This is a genomic window from Pseudomonas sp. PS02290, from assembly GCF_029960075.1.
Classification (GTDB): domain Bacteria; phylum Pseudomonadota; class Gammaproteobacteria; order Pseudomonadales; family Pseudomonadaceae; genus Aquipseudomonas.
Map to the genome: position 1 here is coordinate 1 of NZ_JASCOY010000001.1, position 25780 is coordinate 25780.

At 53.7% G+C, this 25780-nt stretch carries 26 protein-coding genes and 2 pseudogenes; 9 read left to right on the forward strand and 19 right to left on the reverse strand.

What is annotated here, in order from left to right; all coding sequences use genetic code 11:
- Positions 1–611: alpha/beta hydrolase (locus tag QMX88_RS00005; RefSeq protein ID WP_282365329.1), on the reverse strand; the 611-nt coding region annotated here is incomplete at its 3' end.
- A gap of 266 nt (positions 612–877) precedes the next feature.
- Between QMX88_RS00005 and QMX88_RS00010 the strand changes: the two are divergent.
- Positions 878–1022 (forward strand): annotated as a pseudogene (locus tag QMX88_RS00010) (tyrosine-type recombinase/integrase); the annotation flags it as partial.
- A gap of 179 nt (positions 1023–1201) precedes the next feature.
- On the forward strand, positions 1202–1426 hold the full coding sequence (locus tag QMX88_RS00015) for a DUF6555 family protein (protein WP_282365330.1): 225 nt from the start codon (positions 1202–1204) through the stop codon (positions 1424–1426).
- A 692-nt stretch (positions 1427–2118) separates the two neighbouring features.
- On the opposite strand, the gene QMX88_RS00020 is transcribed toward QMX88_RS00015, so the two are convergent.
- Positions 2119–2343, reverse strand: coding sequence for a hypothetical protein (locus tag QMX88_RS00020; protein ID WP_282365331.1), 225 nt, complete (start codon positions 2341–2343; stop codon positions 2119–2121).
- Positions 2344–2628: 285 nt separating this feature from the next.
- Between QMX88_RS00020 and QMX88_RS00025 the strand changes: the two genes are divergently transcribed.
- The 4 genes from QMX88_RS00025 to QMX88_RS00040 all read left to right on the forward strand — a co-directional run bounded on the left by QMX88_RS00025 (position 2629) and on the right by QMX88_RS00040 (position 8067).
- Entirely contained in the window at positions 2629–3177 is a 549-nt protein-coding gene (locus QMX88_RS00025) for a carboxymuconolactone decarboxylase family protein (RefSeq protein ID WP_282365332.1), read from the forward strand.
- A gap of 7 nt (positions 3178–3184) precedes the next feature.
- Entirely contained in the window at positions 3185–4420 is a 1236-nt protein-coding gene (locus QMX88_RS00030; protein ID WP_282365333.1) for a sensor histidine kinase, read from the forward strand.
- Between the two features lie 270 nt (positions 4421–4690).
- Positions 4691–6811: a hybrid sensor histidine kinase/response regulator gene (locus tag QMX88_RS00035; RefSeq protein WP_282365334.1), complete on the forward strand. Its 2121-nt coding sequence runs from the start codon at positions 4691–4693 to the stop codon at positions 6809–6811.
- Between the two features lie 41 nt (positions 6812–6852).
- Positions 6853–8067: a sensor histidine kinase gene (locus QMX88_RS00040; RefSeq protein ID WP_282365335.1), complete on the forward strand. Its 1215-nt coding sequence runs from the start codon at positions 6853–6855 to the stop codon at positions 8065–8067.
- A gap of 165 nt (positions 8068–8232) precedes the next feature.
- Here the strand turns inward: QMX88_RS00040 and QMX88_RS00045 are convergent, their stop codons facing one another.
- Complete coding sequence (locus tag QMX88_RS00045; protein ID WP_282365336.1) at positions 8233–8475, reverse strand: hypothetical protein; 243 nt, start codon at positions 8473–8475, stop codon at positions 8233–8235.
- Between the two features lie 16 nt (positions 8476–8491).
- Entirely contained in the window at positions 8492–8662 is a 171-nt protein-coding gene (locus QMX88_RS00050; protein WP_282365337.1) for a hypothetical protein, read from the reverse strand.
- Between the two features lie 108 nt (positions 8663–8770).
- Here QMX88_RS00050 and QMX88_RS00055 point away from each other — a divergent pair, with 108 nt between their 5' ends.
- On the forward strand, positions 8771–8953 hold the full coding sequence (locus tag QMX88_RS00055; RefSeq protein ID WP_282365338.1) for a hypothetical protein: 183 nt from the start codon (positions 8771–8773) through the stop codon (positions 8951–8953).
- A 72-nt stretch (positions 8954–9025) separates the two neighbouring features.
- On the opposite strand, the gene QMX88_RS00060 is transcribed toward QMX88_RS00055, so the two are convergent.
- From QMX88_RS00060 to QMX88_RS29500, 4 genes and pseudogenes are all read right to left on the reverse strand, one after another.
- The gene (locus tag QMX88_RS00060) at positions 9026–10729 is read right to left on the reverse strand and encodes an ATP-binding protein (RefSeq protein ID WP_282365339.1); all 1704 of its coding nucleotides are present in this window, start codon (positions 10727–10729) and stop codon (positions 9026–9028) included.
- A gap of 394 nt (positions 10730–11123) precedes the next feature.
- Entirely contained in the window at positions 11124–12623 is a 1500-nt protein-coding gene (locus QMX88_RS00065) for an ATPase domain-containing protein (RefSeq protein ID WP_282365340.1), read from the reverse strand.
- Between the two features lie 125 nt (positions 12624–12748).
- Positions 12749–13612, reverse strand: a complete 864-nt coding sequence (locus QMX88_RS29495; RefSeq protein ID WP_442969420.1) for a methyl-accepting chemotaxis protein — start codon at positions 13610–13612, stop codon at positions 12749–12751.
- A pseudogene (locus QMX88_RS29500) lies at positions 13607–14389 on the reverse strand (MCP four helix bundle domain-containing protein); the annotation flags it as partial. The gene QMX88_RS29495 and the pseudogene QMX88_RS29500, both read right to left, overlap by 6 nt.
- Positions 14390–15538: 1149 nt before the next feature.
- On the opposite strand from QMX88_RS29500, the gene QMX88_RS00075 reads away from it, so the two are divergent.
- On the forward strand, positions 15539–15892 hold the full coding sequence (locus QMX88_RS00075; RefSeq protein ID WP_282365342.1) for a response regulator: 354 nt from the start codon (positions 15539–15541) through the stop codon (positions 15890–15892).
- A gap of 63 nt (positions 15893–15955) precedes the next feature.
- Positions 15956–17551, forward strand: coding sequence for a histidine kinase famiy protein (locus QMX88_RS00080; protein ID WP_282365343.1), 1596 nt, complete (start codon positions 15956–15958; stop codon positions 17549–17551).
- Positions 17552–17639: 88 nt separating this feature from the next.
- Here the strand turns inward: QMX88_RS00080 and QMX88_RS00085 are convergent, their stop codons facing one another.
- The 11 genes from QMX88_RS00085 to QMX88_RS00135 all read right to left on the reverse strand — a co-directional run bounded on the left by QMX88_RS00085 (position 17640) and on the right by QMX88_RS00135 (position 25719).
- Positions 17640–17864 (reverse strand): DUF6555 family protein, encoded by a 225-nt coding sequence (locus QMX88_RS00085; protein WP_282365344.1) that lies wholly within the window; start codon positions 17862–17864, stop codon positions 17640–17642.
- Between the two features lie 162 nt (positions 17865–18026).
- On the reverse strand, positions 18027–18623 hold the full coding sequence (locus QMX88_RS00090; protein WP_282365345.1) for a GNAT family N-acetyltransferase: 597 nt from the start codon (positions 18621–18623) through the stop codon (positions 18027–18029).
- 314 nt (positions 18624–18937) lie between these two features.
- The gene (locus QMX88_RS00095) at positions 18938–19591 is read right to left on the reverse strand and encodes an HNH endonuclease (RefSeq protein ID WP_282365346.1); all 654 of its coding nucleotides are present in this window, start codon (positions 19589–19591) and stop codon (positions 18938–18940) included.
- 867 nt (positions 19592–20458) lie between these two features.
- The gene (locus tag QMX88_RS00100; protein ID WP_282365347.1) at positions 20459–21241 is read right to left on the reverse strand and encodes a hypothetical protein; all 783 of its coding nucleotides are present in this window, start codon (positions 21239–21241) and stop codon (positions 20459–20461) included.
- A gap of 7 nt (positions 21242–21248) precedes the next feature.
- Positions 21249–21803 (reverse strand): hypothetical protein, encoded by a 555-nt coding sequence (locus QMX88_RS00105; RefSeq protein ID WP_282365348.1) that lies wholly within the window; start codon positions 21801–21803, stop codon positions 21249–21251.
- A 6-nt stretch (positions 21804–21809) separates the two neighbouring features.
- Complete coding sequence (locus QMX88_RS00110; protein ID WP_282365502.1) at positions 21810–22061, reverse strand: antirestriction protein ArdR; 252 nt, start codon at positions 22059–22061, stop codon at positions 21810–21812.
- A 12-nt stretch (positions 22062–22073) separates the two neighbouring features.
- Positions 22074–22625 carry a restriction endonuclease gene (locus tag QMX88_RS00115; RefSeq protein WP_282365349.1) on the reverse strand — a complete coding sequence of 184 codons (552 nt, stop codon included), beginning with the start codon at positions 22623–22625 and terminating at the stop codon, positions 22074–22076.
- A gap of 858 nt (positions 22626–23483) precedes the next feature.
- A complete protein-coding gene (locus QMX88_RS00120; RefSeq protein ID WP_282365350.1) occupies positions 23484–23828 on the reverse strand; it encodes a hypothetical protein in 345 nt (114 codons plus the stop codon).
- 48 nt (positions 23829–23876) lie between these two features.
- On the reverse strand, positions 23877–24158 hold the full coding sequence (locus tag QMX88_RS00125; protein ID WP_282365351.1) for an antirestriction protein ArdR: 282 nt from the start codon (positions 24156–24158) through the stop codon (positions 23877–23879).
- A gap of 74 nt (positions 24159–24232) precedes the next feature.
- Positions 24233–24754 carry a hypothetical protein gene (locus QMX88_RS00130; protein ID WP_282365352.1) on the reverse strand — a complete coding sequence of 174 codons (522 nt, stop codon included), beginning with the start codon at positions 24752–24754 and terminating at the stop codon, positions 24233–24235.
- A gap of 170 nt (positions 24755–24924) precedes the next feature.
- Positions 24925–25719 carry a hypothetical protein gene (locus QMX88_RS00135; RefSeq protein WP_282365353.1) on the reverse strand — a complete coding sequence of 265 codons (795 nt, stop codon included), beginning with the start codon at positions 25717–25719 and terminating at the stop codon, positions 24925–24927.
- Positions 25720–25780 lie beyond the last annotated feature (61 nt).

The following is a 25780-nucleotide window of genomic DNA, read 5'->3' on the forward strand; positions in this document are numbered from 1 at the left end:
TCTCCGCCAATGCTAGCAGCGTTGGTAGTGAGCCAGCGGTAGGCAGCAACAGCGTCTAGATGGGCTGCCGGGAATTTATATTCAGGCGCGCGACGGTAGTCCACTGACACCACGATAGCATTGGCCTGCTTGGCCAGGCCGCGGGCGCCACCGTCATACACGGTACGGTCCGCGATCACCCAACCGCCGCCGTGGAAATACAGCACTACGGGGAATGGTCCGTTACCAGCAGGGGTATAGACGGTTGCTGGCAAGTTCCCTCCAGCACCGGCTACGGTTATCTCATGGGTTGCCACGCCCGGGACCAGTGCTGTGGGGCTGCTGTCACGCTTCTGGTCGGCCAGTACCTGCTTTACACCATCTGCCACAGTAGGCTGCTTACGGGCTTCGTCCGGCGTGGTTTTTTCAATGGCCTTAGGATCGAAGGCCGCTTGGGCGTTGAGCACTTTCTGCATGTCGCTGTCAGTGCGGAACAAGCTCTTAGTCGAGCTGACAGCTAATTCCGACAAAGTAGGTTTTTCCGGATCGCGAGCGCAACCGGCCAAGGTTGCCAAGCTGACGGCGGTTACTGCAGCAACCAGGGCACAACGTATTGGATGGGAAGAACGCATGGTGAATCCTCGATGGGTGCAGCTGTGGCCACGAAGTGGCGGCGGACGCTGCAGAAGACGCGCCTACGCTTTGTCCGAGGAAAACAAGTAGTGTTCAAGGCAGACAGCATTTATACGGATCAGCGGTAGGGAGCGAAATCCAACACTGCGCGCGAGTACTACCAGTGCGAGCAGCTAAAGTCTTGCAGGCTTACCTCTGTTCCACATCAATGAGAAAGAATTCAGGCAAAAATTGAGTTCAGATTCAACCTCAGTCCCGTTAGGCGCTGCGCAATTCTCGAACCCGACGTGCTACCAGAATGACCTGGAAGACTTCTGCGGTTTTGTCGGTTTGGCTTCTACAGATGAGTTTCGTGTGGTGACCGATCGCACGTGCTAGCCTGGCGCGCCCAGCTCGAGCATCGCGGTATTCATCAGGCGGACAGCGTCATCATCTTCGACCGGGACTTCCAGTGGACGCTCCTGCAGTAAGGATCGCGACGAGCGGCGCTTGATGACCTTGTTCCACCGAGAAAGATTGCTGGAACTAAGGTGGCGAGCGACTTTCGGAATAAGCGTAATCCGTAGCTTTCCGGGATAAGGAACAACCCATGGCACACTCTGCCCATTATCGAATCGACTACATTCATAACGGCGCTTACAAGAGCTTTTACGTCAGCACGGAGACGATGACCAATGCCGAGGCGTGGCACTGGGCTGCAGTGGATTCAGGAGTTGCACAGATCCCAAAATACCGGCGCGACAAGGTCCAAGTGGTCAGCAAACCCCTCGCTGAGCGGCACGGAATCGCCGAAGTACAATGGTCTCAGGCTTAGTGGTTTGAGACGCCCAAGAGTGGCATTTGAGCCTCGGGACACTGCTCAAACCTGCTCTATGGTCACAGCTATCATCACCGTCAGCTACGACATCTAGAGAGATGTACTGACTGGTTAACAAGCTTTACGAGGCCAGCTAATGGCCTCTCAAGGATCCGATCGCTCCCGGTTTTATCTGCGCCGCTAATCTCGTGCGCAGGGTAAAAGACCCGAGGTAGAAAGCAACAAGGGCGCTACCCACCGCTGGTTGGTCGTCAACCGCCGTTGGTAAATGGTCTGAGCGCCTCAGCTTACGACGCAGGCCTGTGTGCTATGGTTCAGAAGCATCTAATACAATGTAACTCAGGGGAGTACATATGTTTACAGATATCAAACCAGGTCCGAAGCCCGAGCGTGAAGATGGGAAAGACGACCGGAGACGACATGTAGATCCGCCCAACGAAAAGAAGCATCCCACACTTCCCGTCCATAAACATAAGCCTGGTGATTAATCGCCGGCTTGCAAGCCGAGTTGTAGAGCCTTGGCTCCATCCGAGGCTTTTTTGTGACCGTTCCATGGCGAAGGGCGCGGTAGTCGATATACCGGGTACAGCGCGGTTACAGTAGTTACCAGGTGAGTCAGGGCCTGCCCCCCTTTTTTCGCGGCTGCTTTGGATCAGGTCACCCTGACCGATCCGGCTTGCGCTTGTCACTCATTGATAAAGCTGGCGGGTGATCAATCGGATCACAAACACCCCCAAGGCCAATGCACTGACGAAGGCGATAAACGCGCCAATAATCACCGCCCAGGTCACTTGCCCATTAGTGTCTTCTGCGTTCTGTCCCACTTCTCCAGCTTGGCGAGCATTTGAATCAATGATGATTTTCAACTCGTCTGCAGCCTTGCGGAACAACGGGATTGCGATGACGTCTGCCATGGTCCCAGCCTGTTCGGCATTTCCGGCTTTCGTTCACGGCAGAAGCGGTCATCAGCCCTCGCACATTCCCGCAGGAATTAAAGAGGCGCATGGCCTGATTGACCACGATTTTTCAGGCAATGTGGGTCGAGTTGGTGAGGAGTACTCGAGAATAAACATTCTGCGGAGGGGTACCGTCACTACCTCGCCATTTGATGGTGACTAATATAGCCTGAACGGCTTGAGCCGCGGGCGCTAACGCCAAGCAGGGCCAGGCTTCGACAGCCGCCAGTTAGCAGGATAATGATGCCATTTTCAACATTAGAAATACCGCGCGAGTTTTCCGAAGAGTCTGAGGAAGTGTTCGGTGAGTTCCAGCGAGGCATGGGATTCCCCATGACCCCTAATTTCATGAAGATGCACGGCCACTCGCTGGCAGCGGCGAAAGGAACGTGGGGCTTACTGCAAGGCGTGATGCTGAGTGGAAAACTGCCTCGCACCCTAAAAGAAATGCTCGTCGCAGCAGTTTCGCATGATCGCAAGTGCGTGTACTGCGAAGCTGCGCATCTGGCCTGCTGCAGGAGCCTGGGAATCGATATAGCGACGCTGCAGACGCTGGTTGAGCACGTTGAAGACCTTACGCCTGAGAAGATGCGCGACATCATCCTTTTCGGGGTGAAGTGCGCTCGCAATCCACAAGGCATGACACAGCAAGACTACGCGTCCCTTAGTAACCATGGTTTGAACGACGAGGACATCATGGAGTTAATATCGGTCGTAGGTTTAGCCGTCTACCTGAATATCGTCGCGGACGCGACCGGGGTGACTCCCGACGATATGTTCTTCCAGGTCTGATACCGACATGAAAGATGCCCTCACGCGACAGAGCTTGCTGCTGGAATTCATATCCGAGTGCGTGAGTCTGCAGAGCGTACCGGAGTTGGCAAAGCTGATTACTGACCGCCTGCATTGGATTTGTGACTATGACACCTGCGCAGCCTTAATGCATGGAGTGGATGGCTTGTCTTTATCGTCGCAGGACCGAAAAGCCGGATCAGGAGCGCAGATCCATAGTGATCTCCTGTTGTCGAGACACAGGACTGCGCTAAGCGACGCAATGGCGAAAGGTTCGCCAACGATGGCGCATTACGATGAAAGCGACCTGTTTCTGCTCGCCTTGCCATTGGGCTGCAAGGCAGTGGTTCACGGTGCTTTGTGCGTCGCCGGGACGGCGAAAAGATTCTCTCAGGGCGATGTGCGCCATCTCCAACACGTTTGCAGCGCCGTGGGAGGTGCGCTTGCGCGCATCGAGGCGCTTGCAGCCGAGCGCGAGGCCGAAACGGTCATCAAACTGGTGGAGTCGCAACTTCGGGTCGCAGCTGAGGACCGCGTACTACTGGCCGAGCAAATGGTCAGCATCGTGAGTCATGATCTTCGTAACCCGCTGTCGGCCATTTTGATGGGGACCAGCTTGATTGGTAACGGCGAGCCACTTCCCGGTAAAAAGGAGCGAGTGCTGCAAAACGTGCAGCGGTCCGCGCTTAGGGCGCAGCGCCTAGTGGAAGACCTGCTTGATTTCACTCAGGCCCGTGTCGGCAAGGGATTGGCCATGCGCATGACTGACGTCAACATTACCGAGCTTATAATTTCGATCGTCGATGAGCTCCGGCTAAGCTTCTCTAACATCGAGCTGCGCAACCATGATGCCCATTCGGGCTCGGCTTATCTTGATGCGGACCGTATTCATCAACTGCTCGGAAATCTGGTTGCCAACGCTGCTACATACGGCGCGACAGGAAGGCCTATCCTTCTTGAGTACGAGATCAGCGCCGAAGAGCTTACCCTCTCGGTCCGGAATGAAGGCCCGCCGATTCCAGAGTCCCTGTTCGCAACCATGTATGAACCGATGATTCGTGGACAGACGCAATGCGGGCAGCGCGGTGTCGGGCTGGGTCTGTATATCGTTCGGGCTATTGCACAAGGTCATCATGGAACCGTTAACGTGACATCAAGCGCAGAAAATGGGACGTGCTTTTCAGTGCACCTGCCGCTTGATGGTCGCTCTGACGCATCATCTGAGGCTTCAGCCCAGACTTGATCATTACCGGCGTATGCGTGCAGGCGCATTGACAGCTTTGTTTCCCCAAAAATAGCGTTGGGAGGAACGTCCATGCAAATCCTCGATCTCACTTGATGTCAGGTCACGCTTAACAAACGATAACAGCCCGTTGGTCGCTTTGCCTGCTTTGTCATGGAGCTTGAGCGAAAGATAATGGATCAGATGAACCCAACAACCTTTAGCCATTAAACCTGCGGATAACTGAAAATTGGTCTCCGACGCATCATCTTTAGAACTCTGAGCTTACGCATGACCAATTTCTCCGATATTCCCGCAGTGGCGTCGTCTTCAGCCAACTGCGCAAGTGCGTCTGCAGCGGCCCTTTTCAACACTGCCGGCGACATGGCCATCCACTTCCGGAACAGGGATTGGAGTAGCACAGCCCTTGGTAGTTATGGTACTTGGCCTCAAAAGCTGTTGACGCTTCTTGAGGTAGTTCTGTGCTCAAGACAGCCGATGTTCATTGCCTGGGGACCTCGACAGGAACTGCTGTACAACGAGGCATACGCAGAAATTCTCGCATTCAAGCACCCAGCTGCGTTGGGAAATCCGCTGCTCGAGATCTGGAGTGAAATTCGCGACGACTTGTCGCCGATCGTGACGATGGCCTACGGAGGCCAAGCTGTCAGCATGGACGACATCATGCTGGTGCTGCACCGCAGAGGCCACGCAGAGGAGACACACTTCTCCTTTTCCTACACGCCCCTGCATAAGCAAGACGGGCAAGTGGGGGGCTTTCTCTGCGCTTGCACCGAAATTACTGATCAGGTCTTGTCAAAACAACGACAACAGCACGCTGAAGAAGCGTTATGCAAGCTCAATGAGACGCTCGAGCAAGAGGTAGAGCAACGCACTGAGGAGTTAAACCGGTTGTGGGTTTCCTCGCCTGACCTCCTCCTTGTCATGGACTTCAAAGGCTTTTTTTTACGGGTCAACCCAGCGTGGTCAGAGCTGCTCGGTTATCAGCCGCACGAGCTGATTGGTCATCATGTGAACGAGTTTGTGGTCCCTGACGATCACCACGATACGGTTAGAGCGTACACCTTGGCAGCCAATGGAGGCTTGCCAAGGTTGGTGAATCGCTATCGGCACAAGGACGGCTCTGTGCGCTGGATTTCCTGGGCAGCAGCTCCGGCAGGAGATCTTACGTATGCTACCGGCCGTGACATCACTTCGGATAAGGAGCAGGCACAAGCGCTCAAGCAGGCTGAAGAGGCACTGCGACAGTCCCAGAAACTGGACGCCATCGGCCAATTGACGGGTGGTGTAGCGCATGACTTCAATAATTTGCTGACTGTCATCAAATCTTCAGCAGACATGCTTAACCGACCAGCGCTTACAGATGCTCGGCGTGCCCGATACATCGGAGCCATTTCAGAGACAGTGGATCGCGCTGCCAAACTCACTGCGCAGCTATTGGCATTTGCGCGACGCCAGGCACTTAAACCTGAGGTTTTCGACGTGTGCGAGAGCGTGCGCTCCTTATCCTCAATGATCAGGACACTCGTCGGATCGCAGATTGAATTTGTGACGGATCTGCCTGATCTGCCCTGCCTTGTGAAAGCCGATCCAACCCAATTCGACACAGCAGTAGTCAACCTGGCAATCAACGCGCGGGATGCGATGAATGGCGGCGGCCGTCTTACAATCAAGGTTGAAAAAGTTGAAGGGGTCCGCGCAATCCGGGACTTCCAGCTTTTCCCTGGAGCATTTGTCGCCGTATCAATCATCGATACTGGGCACGGCATATCGCCAAGACATCTGGATCAGGTTTTTGAGCCATTCTTCACTACCAAGGGAGTTGGACAAGGCGCGGGGCTTGGGCTCTCCCAGGTTTTTGGGTTTGCCAAGCAGTCTGCAGGCGAAACCACTGTGGACAGCACAGAGGGTTTCGGAAGTACATTTACGGTGTACCTGCCCAGGATTGAACAGTCAGCGTCAGCACAGGTCGAGGATGAGCTGCTGCCTATGATGGATGGACATGGCCTCCGTGTACTGGTGGTAGAGGACAATGTGGACGTTGGTGCTTTCGCGTTAGACTCATTGACTGACCTGGGCTACCTACCGGTGTTGGCCAACAACGCTGAGCAGGCGTTGCTAGAGCTAGCTAAAGACGCGAGCCGGTTTGACATTGTGTTCTCAGATGTTGTCATGCCTGGCATGAATGGCATCGATCTCGCGCACCATATTCGCGACACCTATCAGGGTCTGCCTGTTTTGCTGGCCTCTGGATACAGCGATGTGTTGGCAAAAAATGGCACTTCCGGGTTTGAGCTGTTGCACAAGCCATACTCGATCGAGGATCTTTCTCGGCTCCTGCGCAGGGTATGTGCCCGCCAACGTCAGGGGCTCGGGACTGGCAGGCAATGAACATGTGACTGGACCAAATAGTCCTACATTGAAAGGTACATATGCACGATCGATCACGCGCTGAATCAGTGCCTCTTACACAGCAAAGCGCAGCCTTTGCGGAAGAGCTTACCTACCGCCTGCGTCAGCAACAGCTGGCAGCAGAGTTTGGCCTTTATGCCTTAAAAACCCATGATATTCCGGCGCTCTTACAAGAAGCGACGCGCATCTGTGCTTTAGGTATGCATGCCGAGTTTTGCAAGGTCATGCAGTACCAGCCAGAAGCGGGCGATTTTCTTCTTCAAGCCGGAGTCGGCTGGAAGTCTGGATATGTAGGGATTGCCCGAGCGGGCGCTGACCTGGAAAGCCCTGCCGGTTATGCATTTCAGACAGGGAGACCGGTCATTTCAAATCATTTACAGGGTGAAACGCGTTTCCGGACACCGAAGATCCTTGCCGATCACAACATCAAACGTGCCATTAACGTGTTATTGCAGTTAAACGGCGAGAAATACGGTGTTCTGGAGGTTGATAGTCCGAACGAACAATTATTTGCCGAAGCTGACCTCGCCTTCATGCAGGGTTTCGCTAACTTATTGGGCGTTGCCCTGGAAAGACAGCATTCGGAGCAAATTTTACGCACACGTGAATTGCAACTCAGCGAGGCTCTGGAGCACCAGGACGTGATGACCAAGGAGGTAAGTCACCGGGTAAAAAACAGTCTGTCCATGGTAGCGAGCCTGTTGCACCTGCAAGGTCGCAGCTCTGGTAATGCCGAAGTGCAACGCGCGCTCGCTGACGCTGAGTCCCGCGTGCATACGGTTGCGGCTGTGCATGATCGCCTATGGCGTACCAACGAAGTGCATAATGTCGACCTTGCTGATTTCATCGGCGGTTTGTGCAGCCAGTTCTCGGTTTCAGGCACGGGCAACGGAGCAACTTTTGATGTTGATGCTGCGTCTATCTCAACTGACGATGCTATTCCGCTAGGTCTGCTGGTGAATGAACTGCTGACTAATGCAATGAAGTACGCTCCGCCCGAGAAACCGGGAGACGTGCACACCAGCCTGAAAGCGATAGGCCGCGGCTTGCTACGGCTGGAGGTTCGGGATCGGGGTGATGGCCAGGCCGCTGCGCTTGGTACCGAAAAACCTACCAGCTTGGGAATGAAGCTTATCGCGAGGCTGGGGCGTCAGCTTGGCAGCACACCGAAATGGGAAGATGCCCACCCAGGAACGCGCTTTGTATTGGAGTTCATGCCTTCAGCGGCCGCATGAAGCGGTTGCTGAACGCTAGTCAGTCACGCTCAAACGCCGCACAAGACAGCCGATGTCGTTTTAAGGACTGCGTCCGGGCATCCCGTGTTGCGTATCTAGGGAGGTTTTCCTCGTTCTGGCAGCTACTCTTATCGATTTACAATAATTTCGTTGAGTGCAGCCGGCTCAGGACTCCAGCGGCAGGCCGTCGGCGTCCACCTTCGGCTGCCAGCTGTCTGCCGCGTCGTTTACTGCGATCACAAGACCGTCGAATTGCGCGCCACTGATGATGCCCGTTTGATACACCTGCTCGATGTACTCAATGGTCAAAGCAGCATTGTGCTCGGCGAATGCGTCGCTCATCCCGCCACGGATCGCTTCGATCAGCAGTTCGACGCGTATCGCGACACGCTCGGGGGTCATGGTCATCCTGGGAGAACTCCTTTCAAGTCGTTCTGGCGGCTCGGTCATCTGAACCTTCGGCATACGGTTCGGATGGCAGTTGCCAATTGGCCAGCTCGGTGTGGGCCTCGACGCTCAGCGATTGCATTTGCGCGGAGCTGATCAGGCCAAATTCGCGCAGCGTACGCAATAGCAGCGTGCCCGCGCTCAGCATTTGGCAGTCGTTGGACGTCAGGGGCACAGCTATGCCCCACCAGCATAGCGTACAGCCTTTTCGGGCGTCATACCGACGCCCTTTTCAGACCAAAGGGAAACGCGAGCTATGCTTCCTTCAACAAGACTTACAGGAATGCAGGCTAAAAAAGGACGCAGCCAAGCACAAACCGCCAAAATCAAGGTCATGAAGGACTGGCACTTGAACATGGCCGCCGAACTGGAAATCGTATTCGGCGCGGGTGCAGCCCGAGGCATCGGTGTCGCTGTCGCGCAGCGCTTTGCGAAATAGGGCTACCACAGCTGTTGGCCAAGAGCTGTCCGCATAAGAGGGAATGTTGTGGGCTATTACAAGTCGGCGTTTTCAAACGCGGTCAGTGTCATTTACCAAGGTTTCAACGCCTGCGTCTGACTCCGCGATCATCTCTGCCACTCGACTGGCGAGCACGTCTAAAGCCAGTGGTTTAGTGAGTAGCTGCATGAAAGGGCCTAGAAAATCGGCCCTTGCCATAGCCCCCTCTGCATACCCTGTGAGAAACAACACTGGAAGACGCGGCTTACGTTGTTGAAGAATCTCGGCTAATTGACGCCCGTTCATTCCTGGCAATCCGACATCGGTAAGCAAGAGGTCGACCTTTTGCAAATCGTTGTACACCTTCAGGGCTTCTTCACCACTGCGGGCCTCGTACACCCGGTATCCAAGCTCGGCTAGCACTTCATGATTGATCAGGCGCACAGACTCATCATCTTCGACCAGAAGGATGGTCTGACCTTGTCCTGCGGTGACCTCCAAGGCGCCGCTCGGATGATCTTCCTCGATCCCCTGATGTTCCGGTAAACAGATTGAAACGACAGTCCCTACGCCGGTTTTACTCTCAATGGAGAGACGACCGTTGCTCTGTTTAGCGAATCCATAAACCATGGATAAGCCCAAGCCAGTGCCTTGGCCTATAGGTTTGGTAGTGAAGAATGGTTCAGTAACCTTGTTTAGGAGATCATCGGGGATGCCATACCCTGTATCACGTATCTGCAGACAGACGTGCTGGAAAGGGCTTGTCCCTGTTCCCGCATCAAGGAAGGTGGCAATGGTTAATTCACCGCCATCAGGCATGGCGTCTCGTGCGTTGATCACCAGGTTGAGAACCGCGTTCTCCAACTGGTTGGAGTCTACAAAAATCCAGGGTTGGTCCAGGCTCAGCTCAACCTTGAGAACGATGTTCTCCGTAACCGTCCGCTTGAGTAGATCGGCTAGCGATCGGATAAGCTCATTGACCGAAACTGCTTTTGGATGCAGGGACTGGCGTCGAGAGAAGGCAAGCAGACGGTGCGTCAGAGAAGCAGCTCTTTGTGCTGAACTCTGCGCTGCGTCCATAAACCTATCAATACCGTCCAGGCGGCCCTTGTTCATTCGAAGTTTCACAAGGTCGAGCGCGCTGATAACGCCCGTCAGCATATTGTTGAAGTCGTGGGCAATGCCACCGGTCAACTGCCCCACTGCTTCCATTTTCAAGGATTGGCGCAATTGCTCCTCGGCGCGCGCACGTTCTTCACTCTCGGCCTTGAGCTGCTCGACAGCGGCGTTTAGCTGACGGGTCCTCGCTTCAACCTGAATCTCAAGCTCTTCATTGAACCTGCGCAGAGTCAGTTCAGCTTGCTTCTCCTCGTTGATGTCGACGATCACAGAAGCTGCACCGATGATGGACTGCTTTTCATCGTATAAAGGAACAGCACTGACACGCATCCATGACTCTTTGCCGTCATTTAGGCGATGGTAAAAGTCCAAGCCAGATACCGGGTCTCCTCTCAGCGCTCGAGCGCCCGGAAACATATCAGGCTCCAGCTGCCTACCGTCGGCATCAAGCGCTACCCACGTAGAAGCAACGTCAGGTTGCCTGGAAGGCATGATGCCTCCCGGCACATAGCGCCGGTGCAAAGGGTTGCTGACGAGTGATGTACCTTGCGTGTCCATGAAGCACACACCCACTGGAATGTTTTCAAGCAGGATATGTAACCGTCTCCTCTCCTCCGCCAATTGCTCAATACTCTCGCGCATTTCGAATTGGCGCATACGCGACCGCCACGCTGCAGCTGTAGCACTCAACAACGAAGCTGAACTGAGCGGACGCTCCAGGACGACCACGTGACCCGCCGATTTAGGGAGCCTGCGCCGAGCCATCTCGGTGTCTCGGCCGGACCGCCCTTTATTGGACGCGAGAAGAATAATTGGAATCTCGGACCAGCGTGGTTGAAGCTCGAGTGCCGTTCCAAGACTGAGCACGTCGCCGGACAGACTCTCCTCGGTGAGTATCACCAGCCCCGTGCTTTCACCCACGGCCGCTGCGAGTGAGTGGAGATCACTATGGACTTCAAGCGGGTAGGTCGTGCCAAAGAGCTTGCTCAGGCTAGCTGCATCCCCGTTGAAAGGGGCCACAACAAGTAAGCTTCTCCCCGCAGAGAATCGCTCAGTCTCCACGCTTTCGTTCTTCCATCAAGGGCAGGTCTTCACCAAAGTACTCTGGAGTTCCGGTCAATACGCCCCGGAAGTTGGCCAGCGGTTCACCAACGCGCACGCCTTTCGAGTCAATGCGAAGCTCTCGAATCGCGTCTTCATGGGCGCCGCTACGGTTCTTCAGGACAGAAATTGCTTTACGCAGCCGTCCCTGCGCCTCAAAGAATCGGATAAGGATCACTGAGTCGGCGACGTAAGAAATGTTGAGGTTTGTTGACATTGAGCCAACCAGGCCGTGCTGGGGATTGATCAGGAACGTGACCACGCCAAGCTGGCTGAGGTAGGAAAGCAATTCGTGCATCTGCAAGATCAGTTGTTGCTCCTGGGGCATCGCTGCCATGTAGCCGTTCAAGCTATCGACCACGATCATGGTGCACCCCCGCTCTTCAACTTCGGTGCGCACACGCCACGCAAATTCCCCTGGTGAGATCTCTGCAGGGTCGATTTGTTGAATGACCAAGCGACCACTGGAGATGTGGTGACTCAAATCCATCCCCATGCTATCCGCGCGTGAAATCAGAGTAGCGACGCGCTCGTCAAATTCGTAGATGGTGCAGTTCTCACCCCGACTGCAAGCGGCTGCGAGATAAGCCAGCGCAATCGTGGTTTTGCCAGATCCTGCGGGCCCGGTTACCAAGGTGCTAGTGCCCCTCAAGGGACCGCCTGCCAATAAGTCATCCAGAGCCGCAATCCCGCTGTCTACAGGCTCTGCGGTAAACGGGACATGGTGGGTTGCCGCGATTAACCGCGGATACACTTCAAGTCCGCCCTTGCGGATTGTGAAGTCATGGAAACCCGCTATGAAGTCAACGCCGCGTAATTTTTGAATCTGAAGGCGCCTGCGGGCGGCTCCGAAATCCAGAGTCAATCGTTCAAGCGTGATGACGCCATGACAAAGGCTGTGAAGATGGTTGTCTCTTTCACCATTCGAAGCCGTGAGATCGTCCACAAGCAGAACGGTTATGGCCCGGCCAGCAAAATACTGCTTCAGGGCCAATACCTGACGGCGATAGCGCAAAGGATCCTGAGCCAGAAGCCGCATCTCAGAAAGGCTGTCAAATACCAACCTCTTCGGCTTTATCCTGTCCACCCGCTCCTGGATTAGCTTAATGGTGTCACCCAGTTCCGCCTCCCAGGGGTGCAGGATCGATTGCTCATAACCCGCGCCCAGCACCTCCTCAGTTGAGGAGAGTTCGAAAAGATCAATACCCTCCAAAGTCCAGCCATGCGACTGTGCGACGCCTTCCAGCTCTTCGCTGGTTTCTGAAAGGGTGATGTACAGGACAGACTCGCCGGCTTTTACTCCCTCCAGCAAAAACTGAAGTCCAAGCGTAGTCTTGCCTGCCCCAGGCGTCCCTTCCAGAAGGTAAAGCCGATTGCTGGGTAGGCCTCCTCTCAACACTGAATCGAATCCGACATTGCCGGTTGATATCACTGGGCGCAACGAGGCCATTTTTTTAAACCTTGATAAGGAGGCAAGCGTTAAAGCTTAGGGCTTCCAGTATGAAGCCGCGTAGATACCGACGCTACGAAAACACAAGCTCGCGATCGTAAAGGACACTGGTTCGGTAGCCTCTGCTAAAGCTTGAATTGCCCCACCAAACTATTGAACGACATCGCTAGCCGCGACAGCTCTTGGCTAGAGGCACTGGTCTGATTCGCGCCTGCAGCCGTCTGCGTGGATAGGTCCTGGATGTTCACCAGATTGCGATCCACCTCCCGCGCTACTTGGGCCTGCTCTTCTGCAGCGCTGGCAATGACCAGATTACGCTCGTTGATTTGACTTACCCCATTGCTGATTCGCTCTAATGCCAATCCGGCTTCGGTCGCTAGCAACTGTGTGTTTTGCACAAGAGTCCGGCTTTTGCCCATCGCATGCACAGCTTCGTCGGCACCATTTCGCACCCGACTGATCATGGCTTCGATTTCACCTGTTGAAGTTTGAGTGCGGTGAGCTAAGGCTCGCACCTCGTCCGCGACTACGGCAAAACCTCGGCCTTGTTCACCGGCCCGAGCAGCTTCGATCGCAGCATTGAGGGCAAGCAGGTTGGTTTGCTCGGCGATACCGCTTATGACCTCCAGAACCTTGGTGATGTCATGGATCTGTTCAGCCAATGCTTCGACACGCTGTGTCGAATCGTTGATTACCTCTGTCACGGTGTTGATGGCTGTAACCGCCTGCTGAACCTGTTTTTGCCCCTTCATTGCATCTTCAGCGGTTTGATTGGATATCTGCGACGTACTGACTGCGTTTCGTGCTACTTCCTCCACAGCCGCTGTCATTTCGTTGACAGCGGTGGCTGCTTGTTGGATTTCGCCGTTCTGCGTGACTAATCCGCGCGTACTATCCTCCGTAACCGCAGTCAGCTCCTCTGCCGCCGAGGCCAACTGGTTAGCCGCATCGGCAATCTGGTGTACAGTGTTTTTGAGGCCACTCTGCATGTCAGATAGCGACTTGAGGAGCTGACCCGTTTCATCCTTACCGCGCACCTCGATGGTCTGAGTAAGATCACCAATAGCAACACGTCCGGCTCCTTCCACAGATCGATAAATCGGTCGAGTAATCATCGCCGTTACAATCATCCCAAGGGCGATCGCACACGCGACGGCCACCAAACATCCAATGATCAGAGTCCAGGTGACTTGCGAATTTGTGTCAGCGGCGGCCTGCGTCGATTCATTGGCTTGACGGGAGTTCGACTCAATGATGATCGAGACCTCACTCATGAGCTTTTTGTATACCGGCGTTACCACGTCGTTGGCGATTCTTTTGGCCGATCCTGCATCACCGTTTTTGAGTGCCGCAATACCTGCGTCCACCGCCGCAATGTACGTCGGCCAATCGCGTTCGAAATCATCACCAGCTGCGCGCTCGTCAGCCTCCAGCGGCGTGGCCCGATACGCCTTGAACGAGGCCAAGGCCTCAGCTTGATTCATGCGATATGACTCGAAAACGGCGTCGATATCGGACTGTTCGGCATTTGAAGTGGTGAGCACAATCGCTTTATAGAGATCCCGATTGGTACCGATGAGGTTAGCCTTAACTGCATCGGTTTTTTTGATCGATACCAGATTATTACCGGTGATGCCTTGAACCTGTTCGTAGAGTCCGGCGATACCCGACTTGCCGAGTGCCGCTACGACGACAGTGATCAACGCACACAAGCCAAAGGCGGTTAGAAGCTTGGACTTCAATTTGAGATTGGTTAACCAAGACATAACGGTACTCGCCGAAAAGGGAAGGGATTACCCAGTAATCGGCCCGCAGGTGGATAACTTAAAATAGGCGGATTACACAGAGAACGTCGGCAAGCCCTCAACAAACAGGTGATCGCTGCCCCAAATGCCCCCGCATCAAGGGTCCAGGCTTGTGGGCTTAAGGAGATTTAGCGTTTCTGGAGATGAGGTAAGCGCAGTGACTTATCGCACTGGATGACAGCACCCGGTAAGGCAATGGGGCGCGCTAGTCGCCCCCTCGCTAGCCTCAATGCTTGAGACCTACTGAAAGCCGACAGTTGCGAGACTCGATACTTCCCTGCCGAAAAGGCCAGCACACCCGATCCTTCATGCTAGGCGTCTGCCGAACGATCGTCAGTTTCACCTTCTGCGTCGGTTCAATCCGATGGGTACCGTCGTAGTTTGGATGATAGATGACAATATTATGAGCGCCTGTCGGTTCAAAATTCTGATCGTTAAAGCTGGTTTGCCGGGAAGCGGAGTCCACAACAGTGTCAAGCGACGCTGGTTCGGATCGTAAGACAGAACCTGTATTGGTGTCTCCATCTAGCGCTTGGGACGTAATCCCTAATGGGGGGATTAACCTAAGAGGCTCTGGTCGGCCAATCAACAAAAAAACGGCGGCGGCCACCATACCCACCACTGCTAGACAGGCGACAAGGCTACGAATGCTACGGCTGCGACGTCGTCGGGTCACCCTTTCCGGGGCATCGCTGAAATCCGCTTTCATTCAAGATCTATCCCTGTCTCAATGTCTTTTAGTATGTTCTTAGCAATACCGGGCTTCGACCCAGCATCGCAGTGACTGTCGCTACCGCAGAACAGCCAATCGAATGAAATATCACCTGGATCACGAGGATGAGCCGGCGTCGCTGGCCGCTCAGAGCCATAGTGGCCATTTGACAATAACAGTTCTCGGAACGCTACACACCGCAGGTCAGCGAAATTCGTGAGAGGACGAAACACTTCTTCATGATAAGTGGTCTAGTCGATGGATCGTTCCATCTACGGTTTCACTTGGCCTGATCGCTGCAGTTGGACCGATCCCACCAGCCCGTTCGACGTGATTACTAGGAATCAACCACTCAAGATTCTGTCGGAACGTAACACTCCTCAGCGGGAATGCTGCGAATGGACTCCATCCTGGTTGTTGAAGACGAGCTTATGATCCTGAATCTGGTGATCGACGTTCTTGAAATGTATGGCTACACGGCTACTCCTTTCAGCAATGCCGATGCTGCCTGGAGATTTATCGAAAGCTGCGGCTATCCTCCGCGGTTACTGATTACGGATTTACAGATGCCAGGAGAGATTGACGGCATTGAGTTGGTCAAGCGACTTCAGCCTTCGACGCCCGTTGTCGTCGCCTCCGGCTATCACTCAACCGCTGAATCACTGGATGACCATCGCGTGCACTGGTTACCCAAACCGTTTGATGTCGACCAACTGCATGCGATATGCCAAAAACTTGCACCACAGCATTAAACACTGTTCATATATACAGACTATTCACAGATAGCGTACTGCTTGATACAGGCCGGAGCAGCGATGGCGAGCCACCCAACACGTGTAAACGATAGCTCCACCGGAGACATCAGCGGATCAGATCACAACATCTTCTTCGCTGCCGTGGAGACCACGCGCATGCCGATGATTGTGACAGACCCCAAGCGGCCTGATAACCCGATCATCTTCGCGAACAACGCATTCATCGACATGACCGGTTACAGCCGCGATGAAATCGTGGGCTCCAACTGTCGATTCCTGCAGGGGCCAGAAACCGATCCAGCTGCCGTCAAGCAGGTCCGTGAGGCCATTGCTGCCAATAACGAAGTGGCCGTTGAGTTGGTGAATTACAAGAAAGACGGTTCGGCCTTCTGGAACGCGCTTTTTATTTCGCCGGTGTACAACGAGTCCGGTGAGCTGATCTATTTCTTTGCCTCGCAGCTGGATGTCAGCCGCCGGCGTGATGCAGAAGATGGGCTGCGCCAGGCTCAGAAAATGGAAGCTCTGGGCCAGCTTACAGGGGGCATCGCACACGACTTCAACAATCTGCTGCAGGTGATGATTGGTTACCTGGACATGATTCAGCGCACCGCCGATAAACCGCATTATGATCAACAGCGGATTCTACGCAGTGCCGGTAATGCGCGAGACGCCGCTGAACGGGCGAAAACGCTCACTCAACAGCTGCTTGCCTTTTCGCGCAAACAGAAGCTTCAGGGCCGTGTGGTGAACCTGAATGCCATCATCACTTCATCACAGGAAATGGCCGAACGCACGTTGGTCGGAACCGAAATCAGGTTGTCTCTGGCAAGTGATCTATGGAATTGCAGAGTGGACACGACCCAAACGGAGGTCGCGTTGCTGAATATATTCATCAATGCCCGTGATGCCATGGAATCACGACAGCAGCCACGTCTGACCATGGAGACCAAGAACGTACAAATTCAGAACCTCGCCTCCACGTCATATGACGGATTGATGCCTGGACGTTATGTCAGCGTGGCTATTACCGACAACGGCGCTGGTATGCCGCCTTCCATCGTCAACCGAGTGATGGACCCCTTCTTCACCACCAAAGACGAAGGAAAGGGCTCTGGATTAGGCCTTTCCATGGTGTACGGATTTATGAAGCAATCCGGAGGAACGGCCCGGATTTATTCCGAAGAGAACATCGGCACAACGATTCGGATGTATTTCCCTGTGGATGACAGCCAGCTCAATACCCTTCCCGTCATGGAGGTGATCGTCGAGCAATCAGGCCGAGAGCGGGTCCTGATTGTGGAAGACCGTCCAGACGTCGCGGAACTGGCCAGGATGGTTTTGGAAGAATACGGCTATAGGTGCGGACTGGCCTACAGCGGTAAAGAGGCGCTTGCCATTCTCAAGGGAGAGAAATTTGACCTGCTTTTCACCGACCTGATCATGCCTGGTGGAATGAACGGCGTGATGCTGGCCCGGGAAGCCAAGCGCTTTTACCCTGCCTTGAAGGTGTTGCTGACAACTGGTTATTCCGAAAACTCGCTAGAGCGTACGGATGCAGGGGGCAACGAGTTTGATGTGATATCCAAACCCTACGTGCCCACCGATCTGGCGAAGAAGGTAAGGCATGTGCTGGAGGGACCCAACGGGGTAAGCTGATTATCCGTTCTTGTTCGGTGCAGTCTTGAAAGCCCGCCAGGCTGCACTAATGGTTCTTTGAAGCGGTGTGCGAGACTGAGCTGATTGTCTAAGCGTGCGACCACCGCACCTGGATAATACCGTGCCGCTCTGCGAGTGGTTTGCTAACGGCCTGCACCTTGTCTCGGCGATATTTCGGGATCTGAGCAACCCCCAAATCCACTGCAGCCCAGCGCCATGCTTCAGCATTACTCATGGTCTGCGCGCTGACGTAAAAGCTCTTGTCGGCACCATCGTGAACGTAGTCGATTCGATAATGAGCGGAGTGTGGCATGGGCGATTCTTTTCCCAGTATGTGACGAAATTCACTTACTCTGAGAGTTCCCACGCTCCTTCGTTCCGTATCTTTGAATCACCTCGGCCGCTCTGGCGCCGGCGGCGAAGTGCGTGGTTCAGACTTGGGACGCGATGCAAGTGGAGAAGCCTTGATCTGCGATCAACCAATGTTCGGGTCGTGAAGCTCCATTGCTACGGGGTCACTTTGTATGATGCTCAGCTGATGCAAGCTGACATAGCTTCCTTCTTTGTATTCAACGTCACGCAAGGTTCCTTCGTGAAGGAAACCGAGCTTACGGAGAAGATGGAAGCTAGCTGCATTCTCGGGCTCCACATCTGCGTGCACCCGATGGATGTTCATATGCCTAAAAGCATGCCGTAAAACCTCCGGCAACGCTTTCTGCATAATTCCGCGCCTCCAGTAGGCAGGCAGTAGCCAGTATCCCAAGTCGACACTGCGATGCTCGTGTATCCAGTCACTGAATCCGCAGGCTCCGATGAGCTCGTCGTCTTCATGCCTTGCAATACCCCACCAAATACCCTCACGCTCAGACAAAAGCCGCTCATACCACCGCATTTGCTCTACGGTCGCCTCAAGGCTGTGATAAGACACGCCGTAATGGCGTATGACGCTTGGGTTAGAGAGACCTGCAAAAACGGCCTGGATGTCCTCAGATCGTATCTCGCGAAGCACGTAATTTCCCAGGTCAAAACTGGGTACGCTCAATGCTGTTGATGGGTTCAAATCGATATCCATATCCGCGCTTCATCTGATCCTTCTACGGAAAAATTTACGTGTCTAGAGCGCTGGAAGTCAAAGACGTCTTGATAGGAATACCGCTCTACATGGCTAGAAACTGGCAAAGGCCTTGAGGTCGAGCGGCTGCTTTGGGTCGATAGCTGTCGTTCGCAATGAACAAGAATCTGCGGCCATAAAAGGCCCCCGGACCGTCGGAAAGTCAGGGGGCCTATTTAACAGATAACCCGTTATTCGTGGAGCTGGTGATTGACGGGGTGACTTGTCGCCCAGGCTGGCATCGGCCAGCAAGCCCAAGGGCGCGGTAGCCGCCTTTATGGACAGAGGCCTGTCTCTGATGCTGCGATGCTCAGCATGATTTCTTTGTAAATCGCTTCTCTGCTTGAGCCGTAATGAGCTTCGCGATGATGGTTAGGGCACAGCCCGATAACGTTAGCGGGGCTGTCGGCGCCGCCGTCCGATAGTGGTGTCGCATGATGAGTTTCAAGGTAGGTGTAGCCTTTGACGGTAGTAAAGCCTGGAGCTTGACAGGAGAGAAGCTCGCAATGCCCCTTCGCACGGTTGAGGACATACCGACGGACTTCGGCCAAACGCTCAAAAACCAATCCACTTCGAATGTATTGTTCTGGCCGTTCAGTCCCTATGAACTGATCGACTGATGTAGGTGCGCCAACCAACGACGCACCATTCTCGGCATTAGCCTGGCCAGACCTAGACTGACTGTTCTCATGAGGTGGGCCTGCAATGGTGTCGACCATCCCTGTTGTATTAATTGGCGCCGCACCACGCCGGATAAGATACTGGCCAGACTCTATCTCGTACGTTTCGACATGCCATAACTCAGTATCGAGTTGTCGAAAGCTCGCTTCAGAACGCTCAAATGCTCCAAGCTGTTTTTCGGAATCCTTACGGGCTACTAAAAAACCGTAAATGGGAAGATCTTCGCGGTAAGCTTTCTTCACCATCATCGAATTGCCGTGCACTACGAGCCCAGCCTCCGGCCTGCTGCCGCCGCTTAGAAGTGTGACGCCAGTCCTCGACGGCGCGCTCCAGCTCCATCGCCTCTGTCCTAGAATTGGCTTCGTAGAATGCCCCTATCTCATCGCCTTCGATACCTTCCCACCATATTGATAGAATGATCGAGTGTTCATGTACGAACGCCCATCGATAGCAGTAAAAGGGGTTGGCAGATGGCGTCTTAACGGGCTGCCCATTCTCTTTCAAGCCCCACGGCTGCACGTCATGCCCCGCCCGCTTTACAACGTTGTAGATCAGCTCGCGAACTGTCGGCTTGGGGAGAGGATTCATTGCAGGCTCTTCGTGTGGTGTCGAACGCGGAAGCCGCGTCTTGTGGGGTATCTGGGCGACTTTTTCCTACTCGTTAGCCTTATGGTTGGCCCTATCGCGCCACTTGCTTTCAGCTCCCGACTGGGTAGTGCTGCGAACGTCAATTCGTTCGCCGCGAAAGTCTCCATACGCCCGGTAGGAGCTTCCGTCTTTGGCTACCCAGCCTTTGACCTGTAATCCGTCAATCTGTGCTTCAAACTCTGCTGCGGCGCTCATGGCCACGGCCTCCGTTGGTTACTTACCAACCCAGCATGCCATCACGACTAAGAGCACCCGGGACTTTTCCTATAGCTTGCCAGAGTTCAGCAAACCCTTGGTTTCGAGGTAGAACACTGCCGGCTTGCCCGTCTATACGAATAACCCGTAGGTCTTGGGCATCCGAGCACCCAGCATTGCTACTCTCGGATTGCAGGCCCAGCCGGGCCAGCTGTGCTCCTGGATAGCTCGCCAGAATGAACCATCGACTGTCCCATCTCAGACTCAACTTTCTATTCAGTCCGAGTTGTGGTTGAGAAAGCTAAATTAAGCCGAAAAGTGCAGGGGCAATTTGAGCATTTGATCGGCTGCCAGATAAGTTCTGGCGAAACTCGAATGACTGCTTGGCAAGCAACACAATTAAAGATAATTTTGTCTACCCTTTCAAGCACTTGATCGCCTTCGGTGGTTGCGTTTTTCCGCCAAAGTCTGTTGCACATAGTGTTGCTACAGACGACGAGCTCATCGTTATCAAACTCGCCCTGTCCAACATAAAGCATATTCCCACAATCACATTGAGCCGATATGATCGCCTTGAGCGCAAAAATGGCCGTGGCTTTCGTGCAGTCCTCAAGCCTAGATATGATGGCTGTGAACGCGTCTGTCGTCAGAGCTTTAGGCTTTTTCTTAGCATTAGACTGTGGCGCATGCAAGTAAGATCCAAGCTTATTATAGTTGGCTCTAAACTCTTTCCAAGGTATAGCTTTGGTTTCTCCTAATGATTTGAAATTTTGTGGGATTGGTTTTACGTCAGGCCCTTCGATAGCAAACGATAAATCTCCGCCTTGGTTCGACGTCGGATCAAAGGAGATTAGCAACTTTAATAGTTGATCCGGCTTCCACTGACTTGCCACGCTGACGGGTATGACGTCCCCATACTCCTGCAACTGTCGGTAAACAACGGTTTCCATAGCGAAACGCAGCTCTAGCGCTGCATAACGCAGGGACGCCTCGTCAGGTTGCTCCAGTAGGCGTTTGGCCCGCTCCAGATAAGGCGTGATGCAGTATAGATCCATATTTATCCTAGACATCAGAATCAGGTGGCGTGAGATTTTTCAACTCATTGGTTAGATCACTGGCTAGCTGTACATAGCTGACCACTGCATCGGGATCTGGTGAGAAATCAGGATCATGTGTTGCACGGTTACGTAATTGTTGAAGCTCGCTGAGAGCTAGCACATGATTCGGGCTGAGAAGTCCTGATTTAGCGATACCTTGGATAGCACCAATTGGGTAGCGGCGGGCCGTCGGCTGCACTAGCCTGCGCGACAGCGCTAAAGTTATTGCCTGCTCCTCTACAGCTAACCATGCCTCCAATATCGCTCCACGTGGGTTCTCAGCCGCATGACTGACAGTCGTAGGAGACACCGAAGATAATGGTAAATCAGGTACAGATGCCGCCACATCCGCTACACGTCGAGCGAACTCAAATTCCAAGCTGCCGAATTTCCCTTTAGTGAGAGCTTTTGAGAGATCCGCTACCTGCTTACGAAAAAGCGAACCGAGCAAAACTGCAGCTGCAGGCCATGCCACAGCTTTAGCTATTTCTACGATGAAGGTAAGACCATCCAGTGTCATATTTTCTTATTCCTGATCGGGGGCAACAGCGACCCACGCTTTCGCCCCGTTGGAGTCGTCGCCACCTTCGGCCTTGAAGACCAGTCCGTCCTTGTCCACCGCGTAGACGCCTGGGCGTTCGCTTGCCGGATCACGCAATTCATTCTTCCAGCCGTACACATCCCCATCCCACACCAGCACGACGCCGCCAAGTTGCTCCTGGTTGCCTGCTCGCCACTTGGCAGCGGTTGCGCGTATCGCCTCGATCAGTTGTGTAATGGTCGTTTTCCGTTAAATCAGGGGACCGGATTGTGAGCTGAATAGAAAACGCTCCAATGCCTCGCCGTAGTCCGCAGAAACCAATGAAAAATTGTTTCCGCTCACTAACCATCCGGCTACCGGGGGGGTACCCACAGGGGGTTGTATAGGTACATTCACGAACGATCTGGTCATATAGGTACTTTGGCCGTCTGCAATCTTGACCGTGGCTATGTTGTGTTTTTTGGCGTAGTCCAAAGCGCCGGATTGAAAGCGCGAGGTCGTGAACAACACTCCTTTTTGGGCACCAATTGAACGCATTCTGTCATGCAAAATTTGTAACGTTTCACGCTTGATCGCGCTTTTGTGCTGTTTGCACTCCACGAGCACTAAAAAGTCCATACCAAGCGCTGAAAATCTTGCGCTAACGTCAATTTCGTATTCCCCGTCGACCCCTTGAATCAGCTCCTGATGCTCCGATCTGTAATCAAGTACCTCATGCCCCATTGCATCCAGCATAGCCCGCACGTGCTGCTCAAATTGGGTAGGAGTGAGCTTTGGTGAAGAATCGTTTGAATTAATCAATTCTGCCTCCGACGTCATAGAAAAAGCGGTGGGGAGTGATAGTGCGGGATCGCGAAAAGTACGCCCTGGTACCGGTAAAGCCCGCGCCTAGGCGGGCTGGTGGTGCGGCAATTTTTCCTTAGTCGTGATGCTTGAGGCCCACTGAAAGCCGACAGTTACGTGACTCAATACTCCCATGCCTGAGAGGCCAGCACGCCCGATCCTTCATGCTGGGAGTTTGCCGGACGATGGTCAGCTTGACCTTCTGCGGAGACTCAGCCCGAGGAGGGATAGGGGGGCTGTGATTAAAGGTGACGATGTTGTGAGCGCCCGTCGGAACAAAGTTCTGATCATTGAAGCTGGTTTGCCGAGACCCGGAGTTAGGACCCGTGTCCAACGAGGTTGGACTTGAGCGTATGACAGAGTCTCTGTCCACCTCTGCGTTCAACACCTGAGCTTTGGATTCCATCGACGCGACTCCTCGGAGGGTCTCCGATCGGGTTGACCACAGCAAAGCGCTTACTCCAATAACACTGCTTATTGCTAGGCACGCGACAATACTTTGCACACCACGCCTGTGGCCTCTTCGGGTAATTAGCTCCGGGGCATCACTGAGTTCTGCTTTCATCCATGACCTACCTGTGATCTCTTTTTGCACATCGGCAACATTCTGGAAGCGATCTTCCCGTTGAACTATCGGACGCGAAAGACACGCTCTTGTACTGCCAAAAGCCAGTGGTGCACAGCGGATTATTCATGCTTCAGTGAGCAGTTGGACTCTCTACTACGGGCCTAGCCCGCATGAGCGCGGGCTTGTGGGTACAGCGACCTTTCCTATACTGTTCGTCTTTTGACCTACCTGATCGAACCATGTATGTGCTATTCGACTTCGATTTCTTGTAGCTTGAAGTAACGCTCGCCAATTTTTAATGCTGGGTACGCAAGGCAGTTCGAGTAGACATCGCTGTATTGCGTCATGGGATCATGAATGTCAAACGCGATGGCTCCTGGCACAGATCCATAAGTCCTAGCGTTCACCATATGCAGCAATTGAAGTCGGGCTGTGGACTCGCCATTTTCAGAAGCTAAGGCCACCACTGCTTGCTTCAATGTTTCGGTACGGCCATCAGCGACCTCCATGATCTTGGATAAAGTTTTGCGGGCTGAAAAGCTTGCAAGCCCAATTCTATTCAGGTCTATCTGAGCCAGCGTAACTAATTCCATAACACTTTCTCCTTAATTGAAGAGGTAGACGTTTTCAGTTGCCGTTGCTCATCGAGCTGGTGGTGCATAAGGTGACTTGTCGCCCTCAAGGCAGCAGTCAGCGACCCACGCTTTCGCGCCTTTGTAGTCGTCACCGCCTTCTGCCTTGAAGACCACTCCGGTCTTGTCTACGGGGTAGGCACCTGGGCGCTCGCTTTCAGGATCGCGCAGTTCGTTCTTCCAGCCGTACACCTCGCCTTCCCACACCAGTACGACACCGCCAGAGTGTTCCAGGTTACCAGCCTGCCACTTTGTGGCAGCTGCGCGTAGCGCCTCGATCAACTGCGTCATGGGCGACATTTCCGTAAATTCGTAAGTGGTTGAAACAACTTGTGATCTTGCTCACTCGCTGCACTTTTCCGTGACTAATTCGTTGCTGCGCAGGCTTGGTCAGTAACAAGCCAAGATTCGTTACTTTTTCCGCTAGAGCTCTTTGCCCGGCTCATGGTCAGAGCGCATTTTTGATTCATGACCCACACGCTGATCGTTGCGGTATCCCCAATGATTACCGGCTCGTCAACAAGCGTGAATTTTTTAATCAGATACTCATAAGCCAGGGCCTTCAATGGAACTGCTTCGATCGCTTCCGTCGAGGAGGCTGACCACGGAGGATTTACGAACACGGATGCTGTAGTGATGACCATGCCAGCAATAGCTATGCCTCGAATCAGCCATTCCTTTTTCGCCAAAAGTGATACAGCTACAAGCAGGATGCCAATGGCTGCACTAAAGAAATTAAAGCCCCAAACTGGACCAAATTTTCCAGCAATGTAGAAGGTCAAAGGCACGACAAATGCTGCCAGCATGCACTGCAAGATGATTGCCCACTCCAAACGCCTGCGCTCAATTTTCGCATCAGCCGAATGAGTTCCTTGGTTTCCTTTCATGCGTTTCCCTCGTTATCTCCAACGCGAACACCGCGCCTCTCCTACTGACTTGGCCCCGCGTTTGACGGCGGGGCTTGGGTATCCGGGGGGACAGAACCGCGCTATTTCCGTGATTCTTCGAATCACCATGCTCGTGTGAATTTCTACGCGGAGCCGGTCTGAAACGTAGGTTAACCAGGGACTTGCACAGGCTTGCCGTCGATTATTCTGTAGCTCCTTTGAACGAGTGTCATAGGGTTCGACGTGAAGCTCTCCACGGTTATGATCTGAGTAATGTCAGATAGATCTCCTATGTTCAGCTCTAAAGCCCCTCGGTCATTTAGTGCCTCAGGTTCAGCGCCAAGACATATTCTGTACTCTCGCTGCCAAGCGTACTCGATTGGTTTGCGAAACAACCCGATGGGGCCGCTATAGTCGCTGAAATCTACATAATCGACCTGGCCGTATCCGCCTTCGAAGAACGGAGAGTTATAAAGGTGAGGGTGAGTCGCAATAGCTTGAGAAAGCCTTCTCGCAAACTCAGAGTGGTTCGTGATCCGAAGGACATGGGTACCAAACTCTCGGAAACGCTCACTGAACTGCAGTACTCCGTTGTCGAGCCCCCAAATGTTACCGTCATGCCCGGTCGACACAGAAGCCAAGCAGTACACCATAACGGTCTCAGGCCGAGGTAGATGCAGGGTCATGGTTGTCTCTGGAGACAATATGATTTCGTCGTCACCTTCTACCTGAAGTGCGAGCTCGCTGATGACTCCATCCCTCATACCAGAGCTGAGCTTCAGGTACACATTTTCAAGCTCGTCCCTTCGAAGTACAGCGCCGGCTTCACCTTCGAGCTTTGCGAAATAGTCCACGCTGTTCATGTAAAGCAGACCACGCTGCAGCGCCTGGAGTCGATCTAAATCAGCCACCTTGAACAGCATCCAGCACTGCTTATTAGGCATGCGATCAGGCACCGCTTGCATCTGCACTTCACTAGATATCATCTTGCCCCCTAACCCCTACAGATCACTGTCAACCAAGAGA

What these genes read in the sequence shown, in the direction of transcription:
- QMX88_RS00015 (WP_282365330.1), top strand. Translation starts at nt 1,202, where the DNA reads ATGGCACACTCTGCCCATTATCGAATCGACTACATTCATAACGGCGCT.
- QMX88_RS00020 (WP_282365331.1), bottom strand. Translation starts at nt 2,343, where the DNA reads ATGGCAGACGTCATCGCAATCCCGTTGTTCCGCAAGGCTGCAGACGAG.
- QMX88_RS00025 (WP_282365332.1), top strand. Translation starts at nt 2,629, where the DNA reads ATGCCATTTTCAACATTAGAAATACCGCGCGAGTTTTCCGAAGAGTCT.
- QMX88_RS00030 (WP_282365333.1), top strand. Translation starts at nt 3,185, where the DNA reads ATGAAAGATGCCCTCACGCGACAGAGCTTGCTGCTGGAATTCATATCC.
- QMX88_RS00035 (WP_282365334.1), top strand. Translation starts at nt 4,691, where the DNA reads ATGACCAATTTCTCCGATATTCCCGCAGTGGCGTCGTCTTCAGCCAAC.
- QMX88_RS00040 (WP_282365335.1), top strand. Translation starts at nt 6,853, where the DNA reads ATGCACGATCGATCACGCGCTGAATCAGTGCCTCTTACACAGCAAAGC.
- QMX88_RS00045 (WP_282365336.1), bottom strand. Translation starts at nt 8,475, where the DNA reads ATGACCATGACCCCCGAGCGTGTCGCGATACGCGTCGAACTGCTGATC.
- QMX88_RS00050 (WP_282365337.1), bottom strand. Translation starts at nt 8,662, where the DNA reads ATGCTGAGCGCGGGCACGCTGCTATTGCGTACGCTGCGCGAATTTGGC.
- QMX88_RS00055 (WP_282365338.1), top strand. Translation starts at nt 8,771, where the DNA reads ATGCTTCCTTCAACAAGACTTACAGGAATGCAGGCTAAAAAAGGACGC.
- QMX88_RS00060 (WP_282365339.1), bottom strand. Translation starts at nt 10,729, where the DNA reads ATGCGCCAATTCGAAATGCGCGAGAGTATTGAGCAATTGGCGGAGGAG.
- QMX88_RS00065 (WP_282365340.1), bottom strand. Translation starts at nt 12,623, where the DNA reads ATGGCCTCGTTGCGCCCAGTGATATCAACCGGCAATGTCGGATTCGAT.
- QMX88_RS29495 (WP_442969420.1), bottom strand. Translation starts at nt 13,612, where the DNA reads ATGCAGAGTGGCCTCAAAAACACTGTACACCAGATTGCCGATGCGGCT.
- QMX88_RS00075 (WP_282365342.1), top strand. Translation starts at nt 15,539, where the DNA reads ATGGACTCCATCCTGGTTGTTGAAGACGAGCTTATGATCCTGAATCTG.
- QMX88_RS00080 (WP_282365343.1), top strand. Translation starts at nt 15,956, where the DNA reads ATGGCGAGCCACCCAACACGTGTAAACGATAGCTCCACCGGAGACATC.
- QMX88_RS00085 (WP_282365344.1), bottom strand. Translation starts at nt 17,864, where the DNA reads ATGCCACACTCCGCTCATTATCGAATCGACTACGTTCACGATGGTGCC.
- QMX88_RS00090 (WP_282365345.1), bottom strand. Translation starts at nt 18,623, where the DNA reads ATGGATATCGATTTGAACCCATCAACAGCATTGAGCGTACCCAGTTTT.
- QMX88_RS00095 (WP_282365346.1), bottom strand. Translation starts at nt 19,591, where the DNA reads ATGATGGTGAAGAAAGCTTACCGCGAAGATCTTCCCATTTACGGTTTT.
- QMX88_RS00100 (WP_282365347.1), bottom strand. Translation starts at nt 21,241, where the DNA reads ATGGATCTATACTGCATCACGCCTTATCTGGAGCGGGCCAAACGCCTA.
- QMX88_RS00105 (WP_282365348.1), bottom strand. Translation starts at nt 21,803, where the DNA reads ATGACACTGGATGGTCTTACCTTCATCGTAGAAATAGCTAAAGCTGTG.
- QMX88_RS00120 (WP_282365350.1), bottom strand. Translation starts at nt 23,828, where the DNA reads ATGGAATTAGTTACGCTGGCTCAGATAGACCTGAATAGAATTGGGCTT.
- QMX88_RS00125 (WP_282365351.1), bottom strand. Translation starts at nt 24,158, where the DNA reads ATGACGCAGTTGATCGAGGCGCTACGCGCAGCTGCCACAAAGTGGCAG.
- QMX88_RS00130 (WP_282365352.1), bottom strand. Translation starts at nt 24,754, where the DNA reads ATGAAAGGAAACCAAGGAACTCATTCGGCTGATGCGAAAATTGAGCGC.
- QMX88_RS00135 (WP_282365353.1), bottom strand. Translation starts at nt 25,719, where the DNA reads ATGCAAGCGGTGCCTGATCGCATGCCTAATAAGCAGTGCTGGATGCTG.